Here is a 20,750-nt window from a genome sequence, read left to right on the forward strand (position 1 = left end):
GGCGGGGTCGGAGGGCGTGGTCCGGGGTGGTGGCGCCCGGCCCGGGCGTGCCAGGTGCGGGCCGGGACGGCGCCGACCGGAAGGCGGCATGCCTGCTGCCGTGCCGCGGGGGGATGGTCCGGCCGGGCGGCGCGCGGGCTACCGGCGGAGCAGGGTGTCGATGAGCGACTCGAGGTAGGCGTCCCGCCCCTCGCCGGTCGGCAGGACGTGGGGAACGGCATGGCTGAGCTGGGTGTGCCCGAGGTAGCTGCTGTAGGCCAGCAGGCCGAGCCGGGCAGCCTCCCGCGCGCCGAAGCCCAACTTCTCGAAGAGGCCGGCCAGGTACTCGATGCGGCGCTCGGTCACCCGCTGAAGGACCGCGGCCACCCGGGGGTCGGCGGCGGTGGCCAGCAGTGACAGCTCGAGCGCATCGTCCGCGGCCGATGTCGTCGCGTGGCGCAGCAGGGTGCGTAGCCGCTTCTCGGGGTCCGCCTCGGCCTCGACGGCGACGATGATCTGCTCGGTGCAGATCTCCTCCCAGCGCTCGAGCGCCGCGGTGACCAGCGCGTCCCGGTTGGTGAAGTGCCAGTAGAAGCTGCCCTTGGTGGTGCCGAGCCGGGCGGCGAGCGGCTCCACGGCGACCCCCGCGAGCCCGCGCTCGGCCATGGCCGCCAGAGCGGCGTCCGCCCAGTCGCCGGCGGTCAGCCGCTTGCGTTCCCGGTTCTTCTCCGCCTCACCTTTCCGCATCTCCATACGGTACCGTACGGAGAAACGTACGCCACCGTATGGAGGTGCGTGATGCGCACGTTGCGGAACGTTCACGAACGGATCGTCGACGCCCCGGCGGAGACCGTCGGGGCCCTGCTGGACCGCCTCTCGGCTCCCGACGACCCGCTCAGCCCCACTCCGGTGTGGCCCCCTATCCGCTTCGACCGTCCGCTCGGCGTCGGCGCCGACGGCGGCCACGGCTTCGTCCGTTACGCGGTCGGTGAATACGAGCCGGGTCGCCGCATACGCTTCGACTTCCCGCCCCCGGAGAGCGGCTTTCACGCCCTGGAGATCGAACCCCTCGGCCCCGGCCGGTGCCTGATGCGGCATGTGCTCGAACAGCGGCAGAACGTCCGGGAGGCCCTGCTGTGGGCGTTCGTGATCGGGCCCCTGCACGACACGATGATCGAGGAACTGCTCGACAACGCCGTCCGCGCCGCCACCCCCGGCGCCCCGCTGCGACCCGCCCCCTGGACCCGCAGGGCGCGCCTCCTGTTCAGCGCCGTCGGCGACCGGGCGAAGCCCGTTGCGCCCCCGGCGTCGGCCGCCCTGGCCCTGCAGGCCTACGGGCAGCCGGACTTCGTGGACGCCTGCCGGATCCCGCTGAATCCCGGACTGCCCCGGGACCCCGGCGCCTGGAGCACCGTCCTGCCGTTCCCCGTCCGCGCGACCGCGCCGAACGAGATCCTCCTGGGTGAGGACGCGGGACATTTGGACTTCCGGGCGTCGCTCCTGATCGAGGACGACGCGGCCACCCTCACGACCGTCGTCAGACTCCACAACCTGCGCGGCCGCCTGTACTGGGCCCTGGTACGCCGCGTCCACCCGCTGGCGGCCCGTCTGATGCTCACCCGCACCCGCCGCCGGCTGGCCCGCAGGGCGGCGCCCGCACCTCTCCGTCCGGCCGAACCGGCCCCCCGCTGAGGGATACGGCGCCCGGGCCCAGCCGTCGGTCAGTCGGGCAGTCGGTCAGTCGGTCAAAGGCAGCCCGTAACGCCACCACCACCAAGGCCGCCCGGCCGGTCGCGGCGCGGGTCCCCCGCCGCGATCCTGGGCGCAGGCGGGGCGGCGGGCCCGGCCGGAAGAGGAGCGGGTGAGCGGTATGAGCATCGACGAGACGGCCGAGCGTCTGATCCCGCTGCCGCCCGAGCGCGTCGCGGCCTACGCCATGGACTGGCGCCACGACCACGAGTGGACCCAGGGCATCCGCCGCGCCGCACTGACGCGGGAGGCCGAAGGCGGCGGCTTCGGGGTGGGGGCCGAGGTGACCCGGACGGCCTACTTCCTGGGCAAGCGGATCGACTACGTGCTGCGGGTGGCCGCCTATGAGCCGCTCCGGTTGCTCGACATGATCTCGGTGGCGGGTCCGATGCCCATGCACGTCACGTACACCTTCGCGCCACGGCAGAACGGCACCCTCGCCCGCATCCGGGTGCGCGGCGAGGCAGGCGGCTACTACCGCCTCGCCGCCCCGCTGATGGCGCGCAAGGTGCGTGGCTCGATCGGCAAGGACCTGGCGGACCTGGAGCGTGTGCTGACCCCGGCGAACTGATGCGGCCCCAGGGCACGGTTCCTAGACTGGCGGCGTCGGAAAAGTCCCGATTCGAGGGAGACGCGCATGTCCAAACGAGGCAACAAGCGGCGCGCCCGCAAGAAGAAGGGCGCGAACCACGGAAAGCGCCCCAACAGCTGATACCGAGCCATGCACAGACGGTCTCAGGGGAGCCGGCCCGGCAGTACGGGTCCGGCTCCCGTGACCGCGAGACCGCGGAGCGTCCGGCCGGCTGCCCGCCGAGCAGCCGCTCGGCCGCTCGGAGGGTGGATCGGTCAGCCCGTCACCTCGTCACCCGTCGGCAGGGGCGGCTCCGCCTCGATCCGGGCCAGCTCCTCGTCCGTGAGAAGCCGGGACCGGAGCAGGAACCGCACTCCCTCCGGCGCCTCCAGCGAGAAACCGCTGCCCCGTCCGGGCACCACGTCGACGGTGAGGTGCGTGTGCCGCCAGTACGCATACTGGTCCGCGCTCATCCAGAACGGGGCGCCGCCGGCGACCTCGCCGAGCAGCACGTCGCAGCCGCCGACCCGGAACTCGCCCCGCAAGTAGCACATGGGCGCGCTGCCGTCGCAGCAGCCGCCGGACTGGTGGAACATCACCGGCCCGTGCCGCGCGGCGAGCCGTCCGACCAGTTCCTCGGCGGCGTCCGACAGTTCCACCCGCCTCGCCCGCTCGGTCATCAGAAGAAACCGAGCTTCTTCGCCGAGTAGCTCACCAGCAGGTTCTTCGTCTGCTGGTAGTGGTCGAGCATCATCTTGTGGTTCTCCCGGCCGATGCCGGACTTCTTGTAGCCGCCGAACGCCGCGTGCGCCGGGTAGGCGTGGTAGCAGTTCGTCCACACCCGGCCGGCCTTGATCTCCCGGCCCAGGCGGTACGCCGTGTTCCCGTCACGGGTCCATACGCCGGCACCCAGGCCGTACAGCGTGTCATTCGCGATCTTCAGTGCCTCGTCGACCGAGTCGTACGTCGTGACGGAGACGACCGGACCGAAGATCTCCTCCTGGAAGATCCGCATGTCGTTCCTGCCGCGGAAGATCGTCGGCTCGATGTAGTAGCCGCCTTCGAGCCCTGGCACCGTGCGCGGCCCGCCGCCGGTGAGGATCTCGGCGCCTTCCTGGGTGCCGATGTCGATGTACGAAAGGATCTTCTCGTACTGGTCGTTGCTCGCCTGAGCGCCGATCATCGTCGCCGGGTCCAGCGGGTCACCGCTGACGATCGCCCTCGTGCGCTCGACGCAGCGGGCCATGAACTCGTCGTAGACGGACGAGTGGATCAGCGCCCGGGACGGGCAGGTGCAGACCTCACCCTGATTGAGCGCGAACATCACGAAACCCTCGACGGCCTTGTCCAGGTAGTCGTCGTCGGCGGCGGTCACGTCGGGCAGGAAGATGTTCGGGCTCTTGCCGCCCAGCTCCAGCGTGACGGGGATGATGTTCTCGCTGGCGTACTGCATGATCAGGCGCCCGGTGGTGGTCTCACCGGTGAACGCAACCTTCGCGACGCGCGGGCTGGAGGCGAGCGGCTTGCCGGCCTCGACGCCGAAGCCGTTGACGACGTTGAGCACACCCGGCGGGAGCAGGTCGGCGATCAGCTCGACCACCAGCAGCAGGCTGACCGGTGTCTGCTCGGCCGGTTTCATGACGACGCAGTTGCCCGCGGCGAGCGCGGGCGCCAGCTTCCAGGCGGCCATCAGGATGGGGAAGTTCCAGGGGATGATCTGACCGACCACGCCCAACGGCTCCTGGTAGTGGTACGCCACGGTGTCCGCGTCGATCTCCGCGATGCTGCCCTCCTGGGCGCGGACGACGCCGGCGAAGTACCGGAAGTGGTCCACGGCCAGCGGGATGTCGGCCGCGAGCGTCTCGCGCACCGGCTTGCCGTTCTCCCATGTCTCCGCCACGGCGATCTTCTCGAGGTTCTCCTCGATCCGGTCCGCGATGCGGTTGAGGATGTTGGCCCGTTCCGTGGCGGACGTCCGGCCCCACTTGCCGGCCGCGGCGTGGGCCGCGTCCAGGGCCAGGTCGATGTCCGCGCCCGAAGACCGGGCGACCTCGCAGAAGACCTTGCCCGTCACCGGAGTCGGATTGTCGAAGTACCGGCCCTCCACGGGGGCGACCCAGTCGCCCCCGATGAAGTTGTCGTATCGCCGGGCGAAGTCGACGATGCTGCCCTCGGAACCTGGCTGCGCGTACACCATGGCGGCTCTCCTCGGTGGATGGCGAGTGCGGTGGCACGGCGGCGGTCACGCCCCCGTGCTGAGCACACTGTGAGCGCGCGAGGTTGGTGCGGGGTTGGCGCGGCCCCCCGCCTTCGACGGCTGAGCCTTCGCGCGGCCCGATCGCCCCGTCCGCCGTCAGTCGTCGCGCAGGGCGGTGGTGAGCCGTCCGGCCGCGAGCGCCCGGCGGGCGTCGCCCGGTCCCAGCAGGCGCAGCGCGTGCTGGTGCACCTCCGCGTCGTACGGGGCCCGTTCGCCGTAGCGGAGGGCGTCTTCCGGACGGGCGGAGGCGAGGACCGCCTCCCTTACGGCAACCTCCAGTTGGACCCGCCACCCCACGATCCCCGGCGCTTCCGACCGGGGCAGCAGCGGGCCGCGGTAGTGGCGCAGCGCGGCGGCGGTGTCGCCGGTCTCCAGCGCGCGCAGCAGATCGACGGCGTCACAGGCGACGGGCGTCGTCAGCGCGTATCGGCGGGTCGCGATGCCGCCGGACAGGGCCCGGCGCAGATGGGAGATCTCCGCCTTGAAGGTCGAGGCGGTGACGGGCCTCTCGCCGTACAGCGCCTCACGCAGCCGCTCCGGCGGGAAGCCGTCGGGCTCCAGCGCGAGCAGGGTCAGGATCTCCAGCTGACGCGGCCGCAACGGCAGCGGCGTACCGTCCAGCACGGCGTCCTCGACCCCCAGGCACCGCAGCCGCACGCCGCCGGTGCCGCGCGGACCCGGCGGCTCCGCCCGCAGCCGGGTCTCGATCGTCGAGACCAGCGCGCGCACCGTGGACATGGCCAGCGGGTGCGAGCGGTCCCAGGTGGTCGACAGGTCCAGCACGCCGAGGATCCGGCCGCCGGGGTCGCGGATCGGCGCGCAGTAGCAGACCCAGCCGTGCAGGGCGGTGACCAGGTGCTCCGCGGAGAAGATCGTGCTCGGGCGGCCCGTACGCAGCGCCAGCGACAGTGCGTTGGTCCCCATGGCCTGCTCGTCCCACCGGCCGCCCGGCGCGAAGTTGACCCGCTCCGCGCGACGTTGCATCGTCCGGCTGCCGCACGTCCACAGGATGGTGCCGCACTCGTCGGTGACCGCGGTGACGAACCCGGCGTCGTCGGCGATGCTGTGCAGCTCGTCCGTCAGGCCCTCGACGGGGCCGCGCAGCGGTGAACCCGCCCAGCGGTGGTGCACCGTGCCACCGTCCGACACGGGGGCGCTGTCCCGGCCCGGATCGACGCTGCTGAGGGAACGCACCCAGGACTCCGTGACCTCGGGCCGCAACGCCCCGCCACCCGGCGACCACCTGGCCGCCTTCAAACCGGGCACCCACCGGGACCACTCGTCCTCCAGGGCGGCCCTGCGCCGCCGGAGGTCACTGCGCTGTGACATGTTCTCCCCTGTCGCGGGTCGGGGGACGACCGCCCATTGTTCCCGCGCAGGACGGACGGCGCACCATGCCGTCGGGCTGATTCTTCCTGGCGGTCTCCGCGCGGGCGGGGAACGACCGCGTGGGTCGGCGGCGTCGCTCATGACGGCCGCGCCGCTGGGGGGACCTGGTGATCCGCTCGTCCCGCGTCCTGCGCTGACGCGCAGCCCCCGCGGGCCGGCAAGGGGGTCCGGCACCCTGGCCGGGCGGCGGGTCCCGTCACCGCCTCCCGCCCGTCTCGCGCCCTGAGCACCAAATGTCGCCTTGCTTGACATGGGCAGGGCCAACATCGCTACAACTCGCCTCTGGGAAGCCTCAGTTGAGCGAGGAGAGACGATGTCAGAGAGACGGATGCGACGCTCGCTGGTGATCAGCTGCGTCGTGGCGGTGGCCCTCACGGGCGTACCGCAACCGGCGTTCGCCGCGCCATCCGGCGGTGGCTCCGGTTTCACAGAAGGGCTGAAGGACTTCTTCGGCCTCGACGACGACAAGCCCGCAGCGAAACCTCCGAAACTGCCGGACACCGCCGTGCCCAGCAACGAGCAGTTGCCGAAGGGCCGGGCCGCTCCGAAGCCCGAGCGGGTCAAGGAGCTCACCGACCGGCGCACCCCCGGCTCCCGGCACTGGCAGCTGTCCGACGGGCGGGTCCAGTCCGAGGTCTCCGCCGTGCCCACGCACTACGACACGGGCAAGAGCTGGCGGGCCATCGACCCCACCGTGAAGCCGGCGGACCGCAAGGGCTTCACCCTGGCCAATACCACCAACGTGGCGCGCACCTACTTCGGTGAGCGTCCCGGTGAGCTCGTCCGCTTCGAGCTCGACGAGGGCCGCTGGGCCGCCATCGGCGTCAAGGGCGCCACCGGCAGCCTGAAGCCGGAGGCCGACGGGCCCACCGTCACGTACAAGAACGCCCTCGGCGACGGCGCCGATCTGACGTACACCGTCGGCAACGGCACCGTGAAGGAGGGCATCGTCCTCAACACGGCGCCCACCACGGCGCCGTCCTACGAGTTCACCCTCACCACCGGTGGCCTGAAGGCCGAACGCCGGGCGGGCGGCTCGATCGCCCTCTACAGCGAGAGTTCCGGTCCCACCCGCCCCGCACTGGTCATCCCGGCCCCGTTCATGACGGACGCCAAGAAGGACGGCGAGTCGCCGTACGGGGTCGCCGGCACGGACCGGGTCGAACAGACCCTGCGCGGCAAGGGCACCTCGTACACGCTCACGCTGCGGCCCGACGCCGCGTGGCTGGGGGCGCCCGAGCGCCGCTACCCGGTGATCGTCGACCCGACCATCTCCATCGCGCCCACGGCCTCCCAGTCGCAGGACGTGATGATCAGCTCCGACGGCCCGGCGTCGAACTACGACGGCAACTGGCGCCTGTCCGTCGGCAACACCACCAGCGGTTCCTCCCGCGCCCTGCTGAGGTTCCCGCTGGGGGCCGTGCCGGCCGGAACGAAGCTGGACTCGGCCGACCTCAAGCTGTACTTCGACCAGACCCACACCACGGGCGACAGCGAGATCCGGCTGGAGGCGCACCGCGCCACCGCCGCCTGGGACGAGACCACCGCGACATGGGACAACGCCTCCGGCATCACCGGCGAGCTGTCCGGCACCTCCGTCCTCGTCGACGACCGCGACAGCGGGACCACCGCGGCGAAGGGCTCCTGGCCGGCGTCCGGGAACACTGCCTACACGCAGTACGCGGTCAACAAGGACTACCTGTACAACAAGGACTCGGTCGCGGGCGACACGTACACCTGGCAGCCTGACCTCCCCGAGGACGGCGACTACCAGGTCGACGCGCACTACGTGCCCGCCTCCGACCGCGCGGGGAACGCCCCGTACACCGTCACCCACGCCGGCGGCAGCACCACGTACGCCGTCGACCAGCGGGCCGGCAGCGGCGGCGTGTGGAAGACGCTGGGCACCCACCCGTTCAAGGCGGGCACCGCGGGCAAGGTGGTACTCGGCGACGGCCCCGCGTCGACCTCGACCGCCGTCCTGGCCGACGCCGTGCGCTTCACCAAGGGCGGCGTGGTCACCAAGAAGCCCGGTGAGGCCAACACCTGGCACAGCTTCCCGGTGACCAGGACCGTCCAGTCCTGGATCGACGGCACGCACGCCAACCACGGCTTCGTGGTCAAGGCGGGCGACGAGAGCGCGAACGCCCCCAAGGGCGGCCCGCGTTATGAGGCCGCCGAGTACGCATACAAGGGCGAGGTCGCCAACTACCCCAAGTTGGTGCTCACCTGGGGCCGGCCGGGCGCCACTCTGCAAGCCCCCACGGTGATCCACGCCACCGGGGCCGAGCTGAACTGGGACGCGTACCAGGACCAGGACCCGATCAGCGACCGGGACGACATCGTCGAGTACCAGGTGCACCGCAGCGTCTTCCAGACGTTCACGCCGTCACCCCAGACGCTGATCGCACCCGTCCCGGAGGGCACCACCTCGTACACCGACACCACCGCGTCGCCGACCCCGGCCGACTCGGTGGATGCGTTCGGCAACGTCTTCTACTACATGGTCGCCGTCAAGACCAAGGACGGCCAGGTCGTCCCCGCCCCGACACAGATCGTGAAGCTGCCCAAGGCGGGCCGCACCACTCTGGTCCTGCAGGGCGACGCGGCGGACACCACGCTCTCCAGTGCCCGGCCGGCCACCGGTCACGACGCCATCACCGAGTCCGGCATCGGTCACCCGTGGCTGTCCGTCGGCAACAACTCCTCGACGTACGGCACGACCCGGGCGCTGCTGAAGTTCCCGGCGCTCAGCCAGGTGCCGTCGGCCTCCCGCGTCATCGACGCCCAGCTGGACCTGTGGGGCACCACGACGACCACCGGCAGCGACGGCGCCGTCTACGAGGTCCACGCCCTGAAGAAGGACTTCGCCGAGACCGACGCCTCCTGGAACAAGGCGGACGCCACCACGGCGTGGACCACGCCCGGCGGCGACATGGACCCGGCCGTCGCGGACACCGTCGGCACGGTCACCAACGACCCCGCCCGCCAGTCCTGGAACGTCACCTCGCTCGCCCAGTCCTGGGTGAGTGACCCGGCGTCCGACAAGGGCCTCGCGATCAAGCTCCAGAACGAGTCGGCCACCGGCCCGCAGGAGCGGACGCTCTTCCTGTCCTCGGAGGCCGAGGAGCCGCAGCTGCGCCCGCAGCTCGTCGTCACCTACCTCGCCAGGTCCACGGACTCGACGTACTTCTCGCCCTACACCCCCGCCCGGATGACGCCCGGTGACCGGTACACCGTCGACGTCACCGTCACCAACACCACCACGAGTGTGTGGAAGGCGGCCGACCAGGCCCTCTCCTACACGTGGTCGCTGCCCGACGGCACCGATGCCACCACCGGCGGCAACCAGCTCTCCACGGCGCTGCCGGAGGACCTGCTGCCCGGTCAGTCGGCCACCGTCAAGGCGGCGCTGCAGGCGCCCATCAACTCGGACTCGGGCAACAAGCGCCTCGATTACGTCCTCAAGTGGGACCTGCGCAACCGGACCGCGGGTACGTGGCTGTCGGCGACGGAGTCCATCGCGCCGCTCGCGCAGAACGTCCGCGTCGAGGACCCGACCTCGAACCAGCTCGGCCTGGAGAAGTTCTACTCGTACGCGGGCAAGAACACCGGCGCCGGTTCGACCCTGATGACCAACCTGTACGCGGGCAACACGGTCTGGCAGTACAATGCCTTCTCCAACCCGGGCCGCGGACTGACCACGTTCGCCCGCTTCGCCTACAACTCGCAGGACACATCCGACACCGTCCTCGGTCACGGCTGGTCGGCGCAGGCCGCGATGCCGCTGCGGCTCGGCACGGCGCTGGACTTCCACCCCAACCCGAACCCGACCGAGGTGACGCTGCCCGACGGCGACGGCACCGAGCACACCTTCCGCAAGCAGGACGACGGTACGTGGAAGGCCCCGGCCGGCGTGCACTACCTGCTGCGACAGGGCGAGGGCGTGGACTGCACCCCGAACAAGGACGGGGACCCGAACGCCTGGTCGCTGACCCGTCCCGACCGGACGCAGTTCTTCTTCGACTGCGACGGCTACCTGACGTCGATCACCGACAAGAACGGCAACACGCAGACCTACACCTACGAAGAGCGGAAGTCGAACAACAAGCCTCTGAAGTTCCTGCGGTACATCACCGACCCGGCGGGGCGGCAGAGCCTGACCGTCGACTACTGGACGAAGGCCGACACCACCAGCCCGAAGATCATCGACCACGTCAGGTCGATGACGGACATCTCGGGCCGCACGCTCACCTTCGAATACTCGGACAAGGGCTTGCTCACCAGGCTCACCGACGGTGCGGGCTCCTCCCAGCCGAAGGTGTTCGGCTTCGAGTACGACGCCACACAGGGCAACAAGAACGCCAAGCTGGTCAAGGTCACCGACCCGCGCGGCAACGCCACCTCGCTCGACTACTACTACCCGAGCGAGGGTGACGACCCGAAGTTCCACTGGAACACCCAGACGATCACCGACCGCCTCGCCGGCGCCACCGGCTACGTCTACCGCGACCCCGACGGCACCGCGGGCTCGTTCGTCGAGACCAAGGTGACCGACCCCGAGAACCACGTCACCACCCAGTCGCTGGACGGCTACGGCCGCGTCAACCAGCTCACCAACGCCAAGTCCGAGACCACCAGGCTCACGTGGGACGACGACAACAACGTCACCCGCCTCGAAGAGGCCAACGGGGCCGTCACGACCTGGGTCTACGACCCGAAGACCGGCTACCCGCTGGAGCAGAAGGACGCCGAGGCCAACAAGAACGGCACCGAGGCGCAGACCTTCACCTACGCCACCGGCCTGGACGGCCACATCGCCGACCTCTTCCAGAAGAAGTCCCCCGAGGGTCGCACCTGGCAGTTCGGCTACGACACCCGCGGCAACGTCACCTCCGTGACCGACCCCAAGGGTGTGGCCTCCGCGACGGAGGGCGACTACACCTCGCGCACCGAGTACGACACCTACGGTCAGGTGACGCGGTCCGTCGACGCCAACGGCAACGCGACCGTCAACAGCGGCTTCCGGCCCGTCGGCTACCCGGACACCATCACCGACGCGCTCGGCAACCCGTCGCACTTCGACTACGACGCGCGCGGCAACGTCCTCGAGGTGACCAACGCGCAGGGGGCGCAGGTCACCCAGACCTACGACGTCTTCGGCCGCCCGCTGGAGAAGAGGGAGCCCAAGGACCGGACGCAAGGCGACTTCATCGTCACCCCGGCACCGGTCTACGACGCCAACGACAACATCACCAAGGTCACCGCGCCCAACGGCACCGTCTCGACCTCGGCCTACGACAAGGCCGACCAACTGGTCGAGAGCGTCGACCCCGGTGACGAGCCGACCGACCCGGGCCGCCGGACGACGACGGCGTACGACAAGGCCGGCAACATCGTCACGGTCACCGGCCCGCAGGGCAACCTGACGCCCGAGGCCGGCGACTTCACCGCCCACACGCGGTACGACCCCATCTACCAGCCGGTCGAGATGGTGGACGCGGAGGGCCACAAGGCCACCGTGGAGTACGACTCCGTCGGCAACGTCACCAAGGTCACCGACCCCCGCAAGCACGCCAGCGCCGACCCGGACGACTACACCACCCGGTACGAGTACGACCTCAACCGCCGTGTGGTGCGCACCATCGACGCGCTGGAGTGGGCCACCTCGGTCCGCTACGACAAGGACGGCCTGCAGACCGGCCGGACCGACGCCGAGGGCAACGAGACGCTCGCCGTGTACGACGAGCGCGGTGCCCTGGTCGAGTCGAAGGCGCCGTTCAGCAAGGACGGCTCCGGGACGATCACGTACCGGACGACGAAGTACGAGTACGACCAGGTCGGCAACCGGACCAGGACGATCACTCCGCGCGGCGTCGCCACCACGGACGACACCACCGACTACACGTCGGAGACCGTCTACGACGAATTGAACCGGGTGAAGGAGGAGCGCTCGCCCTTCGACAAGGACGACGCCCGCTACAGCACCCCCGACTCGACGTTCTACTTCTACGACTCGGTCGGCAACCTGAGCCAGGTCTCCGCGTCGCCGTCCGACGGCCAGACCGTCCGCAACGTCACCACGTACACCTACTACGACAACGGCTGGACCAGGACCGCGAAGGACCCGTGGGACATCACCACGTCCTACGAGTACAACGCACTCGGCCAACAGACCAAGAACACCCTCACCTCGGCCGGCGGCTCCCAGCAGCGCACCATGACCTGGGACTACTACCCGTCCGGCAACCAGAAGGCCCGCTCGGACGACGGCGTCCCCGTCGGCCGGCAGGTCGTCGTGGTCGACAGCTCGGACTTCAACAACACGGCGACCCAGGGCAACTGGTCCCGTACGCAGGCCGAGCAGCAGTACGGCTACGACACCTACTCGCACCCCGCGGGCGACGGGGCGGCGTCGTTCTCCTGGCAGCTCAACATCCCGCAGAACGGCACCTACGAGGTCTTCGTACGGCACCCACGGATCACCGGGGCCGCGAGCGACGCGAAGTTCAAGGTCGACCACGACGGCGGCAGCGTCACCAGGACCGTCGACCAGACCCAGCGGGCCGGCGAATGGATCTCGCTCGGGTCGTACGCCTTCGTCGAGGACGGTCCGCAGAAGGTCACCCTGACCGATGCCGCGGGCGGCACGGTCCTCGCCGACACGGTGAAGCTCGTCCGCTCCAACACCGGTGAGACGGACAACGAGAAGAAGGACTTCACCTACCGGTACAACGCCAACGGCAACATGGTCGAGGTCCAGGACCACTCGCCGGGCGCGAAGGCCGACACGTACCGGATCTCCTACGACGGCCTCAACCAGATCACCAAGGTCGAGGAACTCGCCGGCGGCACGGTCAAGAACACCACCGCGTTGACGTACGACGAGAACGGCAACCCGCTCACCTCGACCCACGACCTGACCTGGTCGAAGATCGAGTACGACGAGCGGGACATGGTCAAGAAGGTGACCAACGCGGACTCGCCCACGGCGGGCAACCAGCAGATCACCTCGATGACCTACACCGGCCGCGGCCAGCTGCTGAAGCAGACGAAGCCGAACGGCAACACGCTCGACATGCAGTACTACCTCGACGGCTCGGTCAAGCAGTCGCTCGAGAAGAAGTCCGGCGGCACCGTCGTCGCACAGCATGACCTGGAGTACACGCCCAACGGCCATCGCGCCAAGGACGTGCTGAAGCTGATGAACGCCGACGACAACACGGCGTACATCGACAACACCTACACCTACGACTACGACCCGCAGGACCGGATCGCCAAGGTCACCAAGGCCGGTGAGGACCCGGCGACCGAGTCCTACACCTACGACCGCAACAGCAACATCGTCGAGCAGACCCTGGACGGCGTCACCACGACGCAGCGCTACGACCGCAACCGGCTGCTGTCGGCCACCGCCCAGGGCATCACCTCCACCTACAACTACGACCCGCTGGGTCGTCTGGACACGGTCAGCACCGGCGGCCAGACCGCCGAGAGGTACTACTACGACGGCTTCGACCGCACGGCGAAGGTCCGGGCCGGCTCCGGCGCGGCGGCGGTGACCACCTCCTACGTCTTCGACCCGTTCGACCGGACGGTCTCCCAGACCACCTCCGGCGCCGAGTCCAAGACCACGGCGTTCACCTACCTCGGCATGGACAGCACGCTCCTGCGCGAGACCGTCGACGGCAAGACCGACACCGACTACCAGTACCTCGCCGGCGGCCAGCGGGCCACGCAGATCAAGCACAAGGACGGCGGCGCCAAGGAGTACTCGCAGTACGTCACGAGTCCCCGCGGCGACATCGAGGCCATCACCAAGGAGGACGGCAACACCCGCGCCACATACGGCTACCGGGCCTACGGAAGCGACGACGAGTCGCAGATGACCGGCGCCGACAAGCCCGCCGCCGGCGGGACCGGCGACGCCGACACGTACAACGCCTTCCGCTTCAACTCAGCCCGCTGGGACGGCGCGTCGGGCACGTACGACATGGGCTTCCGCAACTACGACCCGGGTCTGAACCGCTTCCTCACCCGGGACGCCTACAGCGGCGCCCTCGGCGACATGTCCCTCGCCACCGACCCGTTCACCGGAAACCGGTACGCCTTCGCGGGCGGCAACCCGATCACCTTCGTCGAACTCGACGGGCACCTGTTCGGCCTGTCCCTCTCGGACATCGGGCACGCCGCGCTCGACGTCGTCGGCCTGATCCCGGTCGTCGGCGAGGTCGCGGACGTGGCCAACGGCATCTGGTACGCGGCCGAGGGCAACTACGCCGACGCCGCGCTGTCACTCAGCTCGGCGATCCCGCTGGTGGGCTACGGCGCGACGGCGGTCAAGGCGGGCAAGTACGCCAAGAAGGGCCTCGACGCCGCCGACTCTGCCAACGACACCCGGAAGGCGGCCGACAAGGCCGACGACGCCGCGGACGCGGCCGGCTCGACCCGTAAGACGGACGGGCCAGACACACCGTCGGCGAAGGAGCCCGACCAGCCCGCCGCGTCGAGCTGCAAGACGAACAGCTTCGTCGCCGGCACGCAGGTCGTCCTCGCGGACGGCAGCACCCGCAGCATCGAGTCGCTGAGGACCGGCGACCAGGTGGTGGCCACCGACCCGGAGACCGGGGACACCCGCTCCCGGACGGTCACCCGGGTCCGCGACCACGAGGGAGGCAAGGACCTCGTCACCCTGACCGTCGACAGCGACGGTAGGAACGGCAAGGCCGAGTTCGAACTGACCTCGACCGCGGAGCACCTGTACTGGCTGCCGGACTTCGGTAGATGGGTCAAGGGCAGCGAACTGCAGCCCGGCATGTGGCTGCAGACCTCTGCGGGCACCTGGGTCCAGATCACCGCGATCGACACGGCCCACCGCACCACGCGCGTTTACAACCTCTCGGTCGAGGGCGTCCACACGTACTACGTGGGGACGCGGCACACCGCGGTCCTCGTCCACAACTGTGGCTACGAGAACGAGGCGATAGCCGCCCAGAAGCGGGCCGACGACCTGAAGAACCAGTGGGGCAAGGGCCACGGCTGGTCGACGGTCGCCGTGATCGGCGTCAGGAACAAGAAGACCGGCGACATCGTCGAAAAGGTCTCGCTCGCCGGCGGCAAGAAGATCGACGAGGTCGGTCAGAACGTCCTCAACCAGGGTGAGGACTTCATCCAGGGATCGGCCGTCCCCGGCCGGGTCACCGCGAAGGGCAAGCAGGCGTACGAGCACGCCGAAGAGGCCGTCTTCAACTGGGTGAAGAGGAACCCGGACTACGAGGTCGTCTACGGAGGCACATCGAGGAACGTGTGCAAGGGAATCTGCGCGCCTCTGGTGCAGCAGACCCTGAACCTGGGCGGCAAGGTCTTCCGGGGCGCAAGCGACAAGACGCGCTTCCGGATGTTCTGGCAGACCACGCGGTACTGACCGCACGCGGCTGAGACCGCACGCACCACGGGCTGAACGCCCGCGCACGACCGCGGCCCGCCGGTTCCGACCGGCGGGCCGCGCCTTGTTCGGCTCCGGATCAGCTTTCGTCGGCCAGGCGCCACAGGTGCACCGCCGTCCGGTCCGCGGAGACCGTGAACCACGTCCCGTCGCCCGCGGAGCGGGCCGGCCCGGCCACCGGGAACGGATAGGAGACCTCGCCGCGCAGCGTCATCTCCGCCGAGTCGACAAGCCAGTGGCGGACCGTGCTGTACCCGGCGTCACACCCCGACGTGCCGGTGACCACGGCGTCCTCGCCGGCGAAGGCCCCCTCGAGGTCCCAGTACACCCGGTCGCCGCCGGCGCTGTCCGGATGCTGTGGCACGGCGCCGTCGGCGTCCAGCTCCCGCAGGACCGCGCCGTCCTCCGCCGAGTGCAGCGCCAGCGTGTACTGCCCGGCGTCGACGGTCAGCAGACGCCGTCCCGACGGGCTCACCGCCAGCAGCAGCAACTCGTCGTCGACCTTCTCGACGGACAGCCCCGGCCCGTCGAACCGCCCCCACAGCACGGGCGAACCCTCCTCGCCCTCGCCGACGCTCAGCCCCATGCACGTAGGGTCCGGGTGCGGGGTGTGGTACGAGACGGAGCCCACGGTCATGGTCTGCGCACGGCCCAGGACCCTGCCGTCGGCGGCGTCCAGGACCAGCCACAGCTCCTCGCCGTCCTCCGCCTCGTCGCCGTCGTCCGTCCCCGCGTCGTCGGCCAGCGGACCTCGCACGTGTGCCCAGACGAGCTTGCCGTCCGCGGAGAAGGCCGCCGAACCGCTGTCCGGGTACCTGTGGTCCTCGTCGTCGGCGTACTCCGCGAACGATGTGTGCATCAGGGGACACTCGGCGCTGCTCCAGCAGCCGTGCCGCACTTCCCACCGCACCGCGCCCGAGGCCTCGACACAACGCGCCGCGTGCACACCCGCGAACACCACGGCGTCCGCCTCCGGCGACACCGCGACCGTGCCGAAGCCGCGCGGCCAGGGCGCCGGGAAGAGGACCGGCGCCGCCTGTCCGCTCGCGTCGACCACGGCGACGTGCTCGTCCCCGCGCTGCACGAGCAGGGTGCGTCCGCGCCGCCGCACCACCTCCGGGGCATCCGCGGATGCCGGGTCCAGCGGGGCGGCCACGGTGGCGACGGGACGAGCGGCGACGGTCACGGAATCCTCCAAAAAGGGGGGCGTGGGACGCGAGAACTGACGCGGCCAGAATACGGGGCGACACCCGCGCGGGACCGGCCTGCCCACCGTCCGGAACTTCCTCGGAACGAGGACGAGTTGCCGGTGCCCGCGTCGTTCGAGAGGCTCGCCGACCGCTTCGTCCCCTTCTTCCCGCACAACATGCCCGGCCCTCGTCTCCTCCCTCGCCCGTGCGCCCCGCCGCGCCGTCGGCCACGCGCTCAGGGCACGTACCGACGGCATAGACCCAGGTCCGGCCTCTGAGTGACACCCCGTCGACCAATGCGCCCGGTCTGCGCCCTTCTGCGCGAGGGACGCACGGGTGAGTCTGTGTCGTACGGGGGCCGGTGCCGCCGTCCGGCGGCACCGGACATTACCGCAGGGTCGAGCTCCACTCAGGGGCGAAGGAGGCAGGGCATGCTCGAGGAACTGACGGTCACCGCTTGGCAGTACTTCGGGCACGACCGCCTGTACGTCAACCTGCCCGACGGGACGCCCATCGGCTGGGCGGACCGCAGGACCGGCGGCATCACCGTGGTGCACGCCCGCTACCGCGACGACGTGACCGACGCGCTGGCCCGCAGAGCTCCCGAGCTGCTGACCCGCGCGGAGCCGCAGGTGTTCGTCCACCCGGGAGCCCTCGCCGACGCGGAACCGGAGGGTGACGCGTACGCCGACGGTGACGCCTACGCCCGCGGTGACGCGTACGCCGACGGTGACGCCTACGCCCGCGGTGACGCGTACGCCGACGGTGACGCCTACGCCCGCGGTGACGCCTACGCCCGCGGTGACGCGTACGCCCGCGGTGACGCGTACGCCGACGTCGTCGGACCTGCCGTCACCGGCGGAGCCGCCGAGGCGCACCGTACGGTCGTCGCGCCGCCTGCGGCGCCCGCGGCGGGGGGCTTCCCGGAACCGGCCGGGGCGGAGCCGTTCGTACGCCACGGCCCCGGGGACCGGCTGCCCCGCCTGACCCCGGAGAACGACCTTGCCTCCCGGCGGCCCGGCGCGACTCTGCGCGCGAACTCCTCGTCCGGGGATGCCGCCACCCCTGACTCCGGCCGGCTCGAACGCCTCAGTTCCCGTCTCCTGCGCCGCCGCCCCATGGACGAGTCGCGGCGCAAGGAACTGCTCGGCGAACGCCGGACCGGCGCCGAACTGGGCCGCCTCACCCGCCACGGTTGGCGCGTCCTGCACTCGATCCCGCTCGCCGACGGTGCGGACATCGACCATCTGCTGATCGGCCCCGGCGGCGTGTTCACGGTCCGGACCGAGTACCACCCGCAGCAGTCCGTACGGGCCGACGACGACACCGTCCGCATCGACGACGGCGACCCGCGCCCGTACATCGCCGAGTGCCGGGCAGAGGCCGCCCTCGTCCGCAAGGTCCTGGAGAGCCACTGCGACTTCCCGGTCCGCGTCCAGCCCGTGCTGGTGTTCGTGGACGCCGCGTCCCTCGACGTGGCGGCCACCCAGACCGACGTACGCGTCTACCGCGAACGCCAGGTGTCCGCGCTGGCCCCGCTGTCGGGCGAACTCACCGCCCGCGAGGCGGACCGCGTCCACGAGGTCGCCCGTCTCGCGGAGGTCTGGCTGGAGGTGTAGCGCACGACCGGAGACGCGTCGCCGCCGAGGCCCGACCCGTTTCCCGGCGCTCCCGGGCCGGGCCTGGTTCCCGCCGCGCGGTCGACTCAGACGGCCGGCAGCGCGTACAGCCGCCTGTCGTGCATCACGGCCAGCCGCTCGCCCGCGCCCACGGCGTACCACTGCTGGATGGCCCCGGTCCTGTCGTTGTACGTCCAGCGCAGCTTCCCGGTGGCGGCGTCGAAGGCGTGCACACCGACGTCCGCGTCGTGCTCGGTCGCGCCGTACAGCGTGCCGCCCACCTTGGTGGCTCCTGTCACAAGGGGAACAACGGCCCGCGTAGCGGCCCGCGTAGCCCAGGGGCACGGAGCACGGTCGGGTGGCCGGTGCGTGCCCGCGCCGCTCCGGAACGTGGCCAGGTCCGGCTTCGGCACCCGCTTTGCGCACGCGTACGGCGTGATGCCGGCCCTCATCATGGGCGCGGTGCCCCAGTGGGAGACCACCGCCGCCAACAGCTTCGACACCCTGATGTGCTCGCTCGGCAGCTCGGTGTCGGCCGCGGTGATCGGCGTGGTCCTGGCCCAGATGGCCACTGACTTCGGCGGCTTCGCCATTCCGTCCGTGGACGGTTCGCGCGCCGCGATGCTCGCCCTCGCCACGGCGAAGCGCCACCTGCCCGACGATGTCGCCGAAAATCAGGGGACCGGGCGCCACTTTCTCGGGTACGTTCACTGCTGTTCGAAGGGGGAGAAGTGGCGAAGCTCAATCAGATCATCGCCGTGGAAAAGGGTGTCAAGAGCAAGTCGTTCCAGGACATCACCACGGCTCACCAGCGAGTGCAGAAGGTCGCACTGCTGGCCGGAATCTCGCGTACGTACCAGCCCAAGGACGAGGAGGGCGAGCAACTGCCGCCCGAGTCCACCCGGGTCCAGGTCAAGGCCGAGGACGTGCTCCGCGAGATGTCGGCGTCGCTGACCCGGCTGTTCGACGTGACCGCCACCAAGGACTGGGCCAACTGCTCGGCACGCGCGGACGTCGTCGTCGACGGCCGGACAATCGTCGCCGAGGCACCGGTCAGTTACCTGCTCTTCCTGGAGAAGCAGCTCGTCGACCTGCACACCTTCGTGAAGAAGCTGCCCGTACTGGACGGCGCCGAGTCCTGGTCGCTCGACCCGTCGACGGACTGGTGGAAGACCGACCCCGTACGCACGATCCGGACGAAGAAGGTTCCGCGGAACCACGTCAAGGCCGAGGCGACGGACAAGCACCCGGCGCAGGTCGAGGTCTACTACGAGGACGTCCCGATCGGCTACTGGACCACGGTCAAGTTCTCCGGAGCGCTGCCCGCACGTCGGGTGAACGAACTCCTGGAGCGGGTCGAGAAGCTCCAGACGGCGGTCAAGTTCGCCCGCGAGGAGGCAAACAGCGTCGAGGTCTCCGACCAGCGGGTCGGCGACGCGGTGTTCGGCTACCTCTTCGGCTGACGGCACACCGGCCGACGCCCCGGGCGTCGGCCCATGATCGCCCCCGCGTGCGAGCGCGGGGGTGCGCAACAGGCGCGGGCCGGAATGAGGACCGGTTCGCGTGATGGGCGCAAGCTGAAACTGAGGTTCAGCCTGACGACACGGTGACAGTGAAGGTTCGAGTCCTTCCCCCGGCACTACGCGCCGGGGTGGCCCAACTTGGCAGAGGCAACCGTGATCAAACTCAGACTCTCGCTCCAGCTTCAGCATCGCCACCGATCGCCAGATCGACCGGGTACGGACGAACGCCGGCGGATGCGGGTTCGAATCCAGCCTGCACCTCTCACACGGTGCGGTAGTTCAAAGGAAGAACACGTCGGCCTTATGACTGATCCGTACTCTTAAACGCCACTGGCGTGCGCAATTGGGTGGCATCCCCAGGGACCCGGGAGCTGGATACGACTCCCGGGTCCCGCCACGTCTCACGCTCATGGTGCGTGAGCGCCTCGCTCGCTCCACCGACGAGAAGCGACGCACGCCGACCGCCGAGCTGGTCGAAGCCGGCGAGGACACCCGGGCGCGTTTCCTGTTCGAGGTCAACAGCCTGCGCACCGTGTACGGGCCGTTCGTCGCGGCCTGCGTGGGTGCGGACGCGGGCGCGGACCGGCCCTGGCTCGCCGTGGAGTACGTCCCCGGACCGGACCTGCGCACCTTCCGTCCGATGCCCGCGGGCAGCGACCTGGCCCAGGCCATCGGCGTCCTCGCCCGCTCACCACGACGCCGGCTGGAACCGGCAGCAGATCGCCGACCGGCCCCCCTCGCTGCCGTGTGAGTGCTGACCCGCCCCGATCGAAACCTGGCGGGACAAGGCCGGGCACTCACCCGGCCGGATGCCCGGAAGGTCCTCTGGGCGGCGCCCACCCGGTCTCGCCGCCCAGCTGCCCGCATGGAAGCTCCGGCTGATGCTGACCAACGCCGACCGCAAGCGCGGCATCACCGAGGACGCCGAACGTCTCCACACCCTCCCACCCGGACGGGTCTTGACCTCAAGTGTGGTTCAGGTTGGAGGGTTTACTCGTAGGCGCCGCCGACGGCCAAGGGCGGCGCGG

13 protein-coding genes and 1 pseudogene are annotated in these 20,750 nt (G+C 70.4%); 8 read left to right on the top strand and 6 right to left on the bottom strand.

Features of this window, described 5'->3' with window-relative positions; all coding sequences use genetic code 11:
- Positions 1–138: 138 nt before the first annotated feature.
- Entirely contained in the window at positions 139–732 is a 594-nt protein-coding gene (locus tag MDN94_RS14615) for a TetR/AcrR family transcriptional regulator (protein ID WP_482726244.1), read from the bottom strand.
- A gap of 45 nt (positions 733–777) precedes the next feature.
- Between MDN94_RS14615 and MDN94_RS14620 the strand changes: the two genes are divergently transcribed.
- The 3 genes from MDN94_RS14620 to MDN94_RS14630 all read left to right on the top strand — a co-directional run bounded on the left by MDN94_RS14620 (position 778) and on the right by MDN94_RS14630 (position 2,440).
- Positions 778–1,671: a DUF2867 domain-containing protein gene (locus MDN94_RS14620; protein WP_482726245.1), complete on the top strand. Its 894-nt coding sequence runs from the start codon at positions 778–780 to the stop codon at positions 1,669–1,671.
- A 178-nt stretch (positions 1,672–1,849) separates the two neighbouring features.
- Positions 1,850–2,299, top strand: coding sequence for an SRPBCC family protein (locus tag MDN94_RS14625; RefSeq protein ID WP_482726246.1), 450 nt, complete (start codon positions 1,850–1,852; stop codon positions 2,297–2,299).
- A gap of 66 nt (positions 2,300–2,365) precedes the next feature.
- Positions 2,366–2,440 carry a 50S ribosomal protein bL37 gene (locus MDN94_RS14630; RefSeq protein WP_403856427.1) on the top strand — a complete coding sequence of 25 codons (75 nt, stop codon included), beginning with the start codon at positions 2,366–2,368 and terminating at the stop codon, positions 2,438–2,440.
- Between the two features lie 134 nt (positions 2,441–2,574).
- On the opposite strand, the gene MDN94_RS14635 is transcribed toward MDN94_RS14630, so the two are convergent.
- The 3 genes from MDN94_RS14635 to MDN94_RS14645 form a co-directional block, all read right to left on the bottom strand.
- Positions 2,575–2,979 (bottom strand): DUF779 domain-containing protein, encoded by a 405-nt coding sequence (locus tag MDN94_RS14635; RefSeq protein WP_482726247.1) that lies wholly within the window; start codon positions 2,977–2,979, stop codon positions 2,575–2,577.
- On the bottom strand, positions 2,979–4,496 hold the full coding sequence (gene adh, locus MDN94_RS14640; protein WP_482726248.1) for an aldehyde dehydrogenase: 1,518 nt from the start codon (positions 4,494–4,496) through the stop codon (positions 2,979–2,981). Before adh ends, MDN94_RS14635 begins: the two co-directional genes overlap by 1 nt.
- 156 nt (positions 4,497–4,652) lie before the next feature.
- A complete protein-coding gene (locus MDN94_RS14645; protein WP_482726249.1) occupies positions 4,653–5,885 on the bottom strand; it encodes an AfsR/SARP family transcriptional regulator in 1,233 nt (410 codons plus the stop codon).
- Positions 5,886–6,258: 373 nt separating this feature from the next.
- Between MDN94_RS14645 and MDN94_RS14650 the strand changes: the two genes are divergently transcribed.
- Positions 6,259–15,369 carry a golvesin C-terminal-like domain-containing protein gene (locus MDN94_RS14650; RefSeq protein WP_482726250.1) on the top strand — a complete coding sequence of 3,037 codons (9,111 nt, stop codon included), beginning with the start codon at positions 6,259–6,261 and terminating at the stop codon, positions 15,367–15,369.
- A gap of 100 nt (positions 15,370–15,469) precedes the next feature.
- Here the strand turns inward: MDN94_RS14650 and MDN94_RS14655 are convergent, their stop codons facing one another.
- Positions 15,470–16,576 carry a hypothetical protein gene (locus tag MDN94_RS14655; protein ID WP_482726251.1) on the bottom strand — a complete coding sequence of 369 codons (1,107 nt, stop codon included), beginning with the start codon at positions 16,574–16,576 and terminating at the stop codon, positions 15,470–15,472.
- Between the two features lie 435 nt (positions 16,577–17,011).
- On the opposite strand from MDN94_RS14655, the gene MDN94_RS14660 reads away from it, so the two are divergent.
- On the top strand, positions 17,012–18,199 hold the full coding sequence (locus MDN94_RS14660; RefSeq protein ID WP_482726252.1) for a nuclease-related domain-containing protein: 1,188 nt from the start codon (positions 17,012–17,014) through the stop codon (positions 18,197–18,199).
- 86 nt (positions 18,200–18,285) lie between these two features.
- Here the strand turns inward: MDN94_RS14660 and MDN94_RS14665 are convergent, their stop codons facing one another.
- The gene (locus MDN94_RS14665) at positions 18,286–18,498 is read right to left on the bottom strand and encodes a hypothetical protein (protein WP_482726253.1); all 213 of its coding nucleotides are present in this window, start codon (positions 18,496–18,498) and stop codon (positions 18,286–18,288) included.
- A gap of 91 nt (positions 18,499–18,589) precedes the next feature.
- Between MDN94_RS14665 and MDN94_RS14670 the strand changes: the two are divergent.
- The 3 genes and pseudogenes from MDN94_RS14670 to MDN94_RS14680 form a co-directional block, all read left to right on the top strand.
- Positions 18,590–18,826, top strand: a pseudogene (locus tag MDN94_RS14670) (MFS transporter); the annotation flags it as partial.
- A gap of 104 nt (positions 18,827–18,930) precedes the next feature.
- Entirely contained in the window at positions 18,931–19,662 is a 732-nt protein-coding gene (locus tag MDN94_RS14675) for a DUF7873 family protein (RefSeq protein WP_482726254.1), read from the top strand.
- A 469-nt stretch (positions 19,663–20,131) separates the two neighbouring features.
- Positions 20,132–20,473: a hypothetical protein gene (locus tag MDN94_RS14680; protein WP_482726255.1), complete on the top strand. Its 342-nt coding sequence runs from the start codon at positions 20,132–20,134 to the stop codon at positions 20,471–20,473.
- Positions 20,474–20,750 lie beyond the last annotated feature (277 nt).

This window comes from Streptomyces sp. WAC00040 (genome assembly GCF_056835925.1).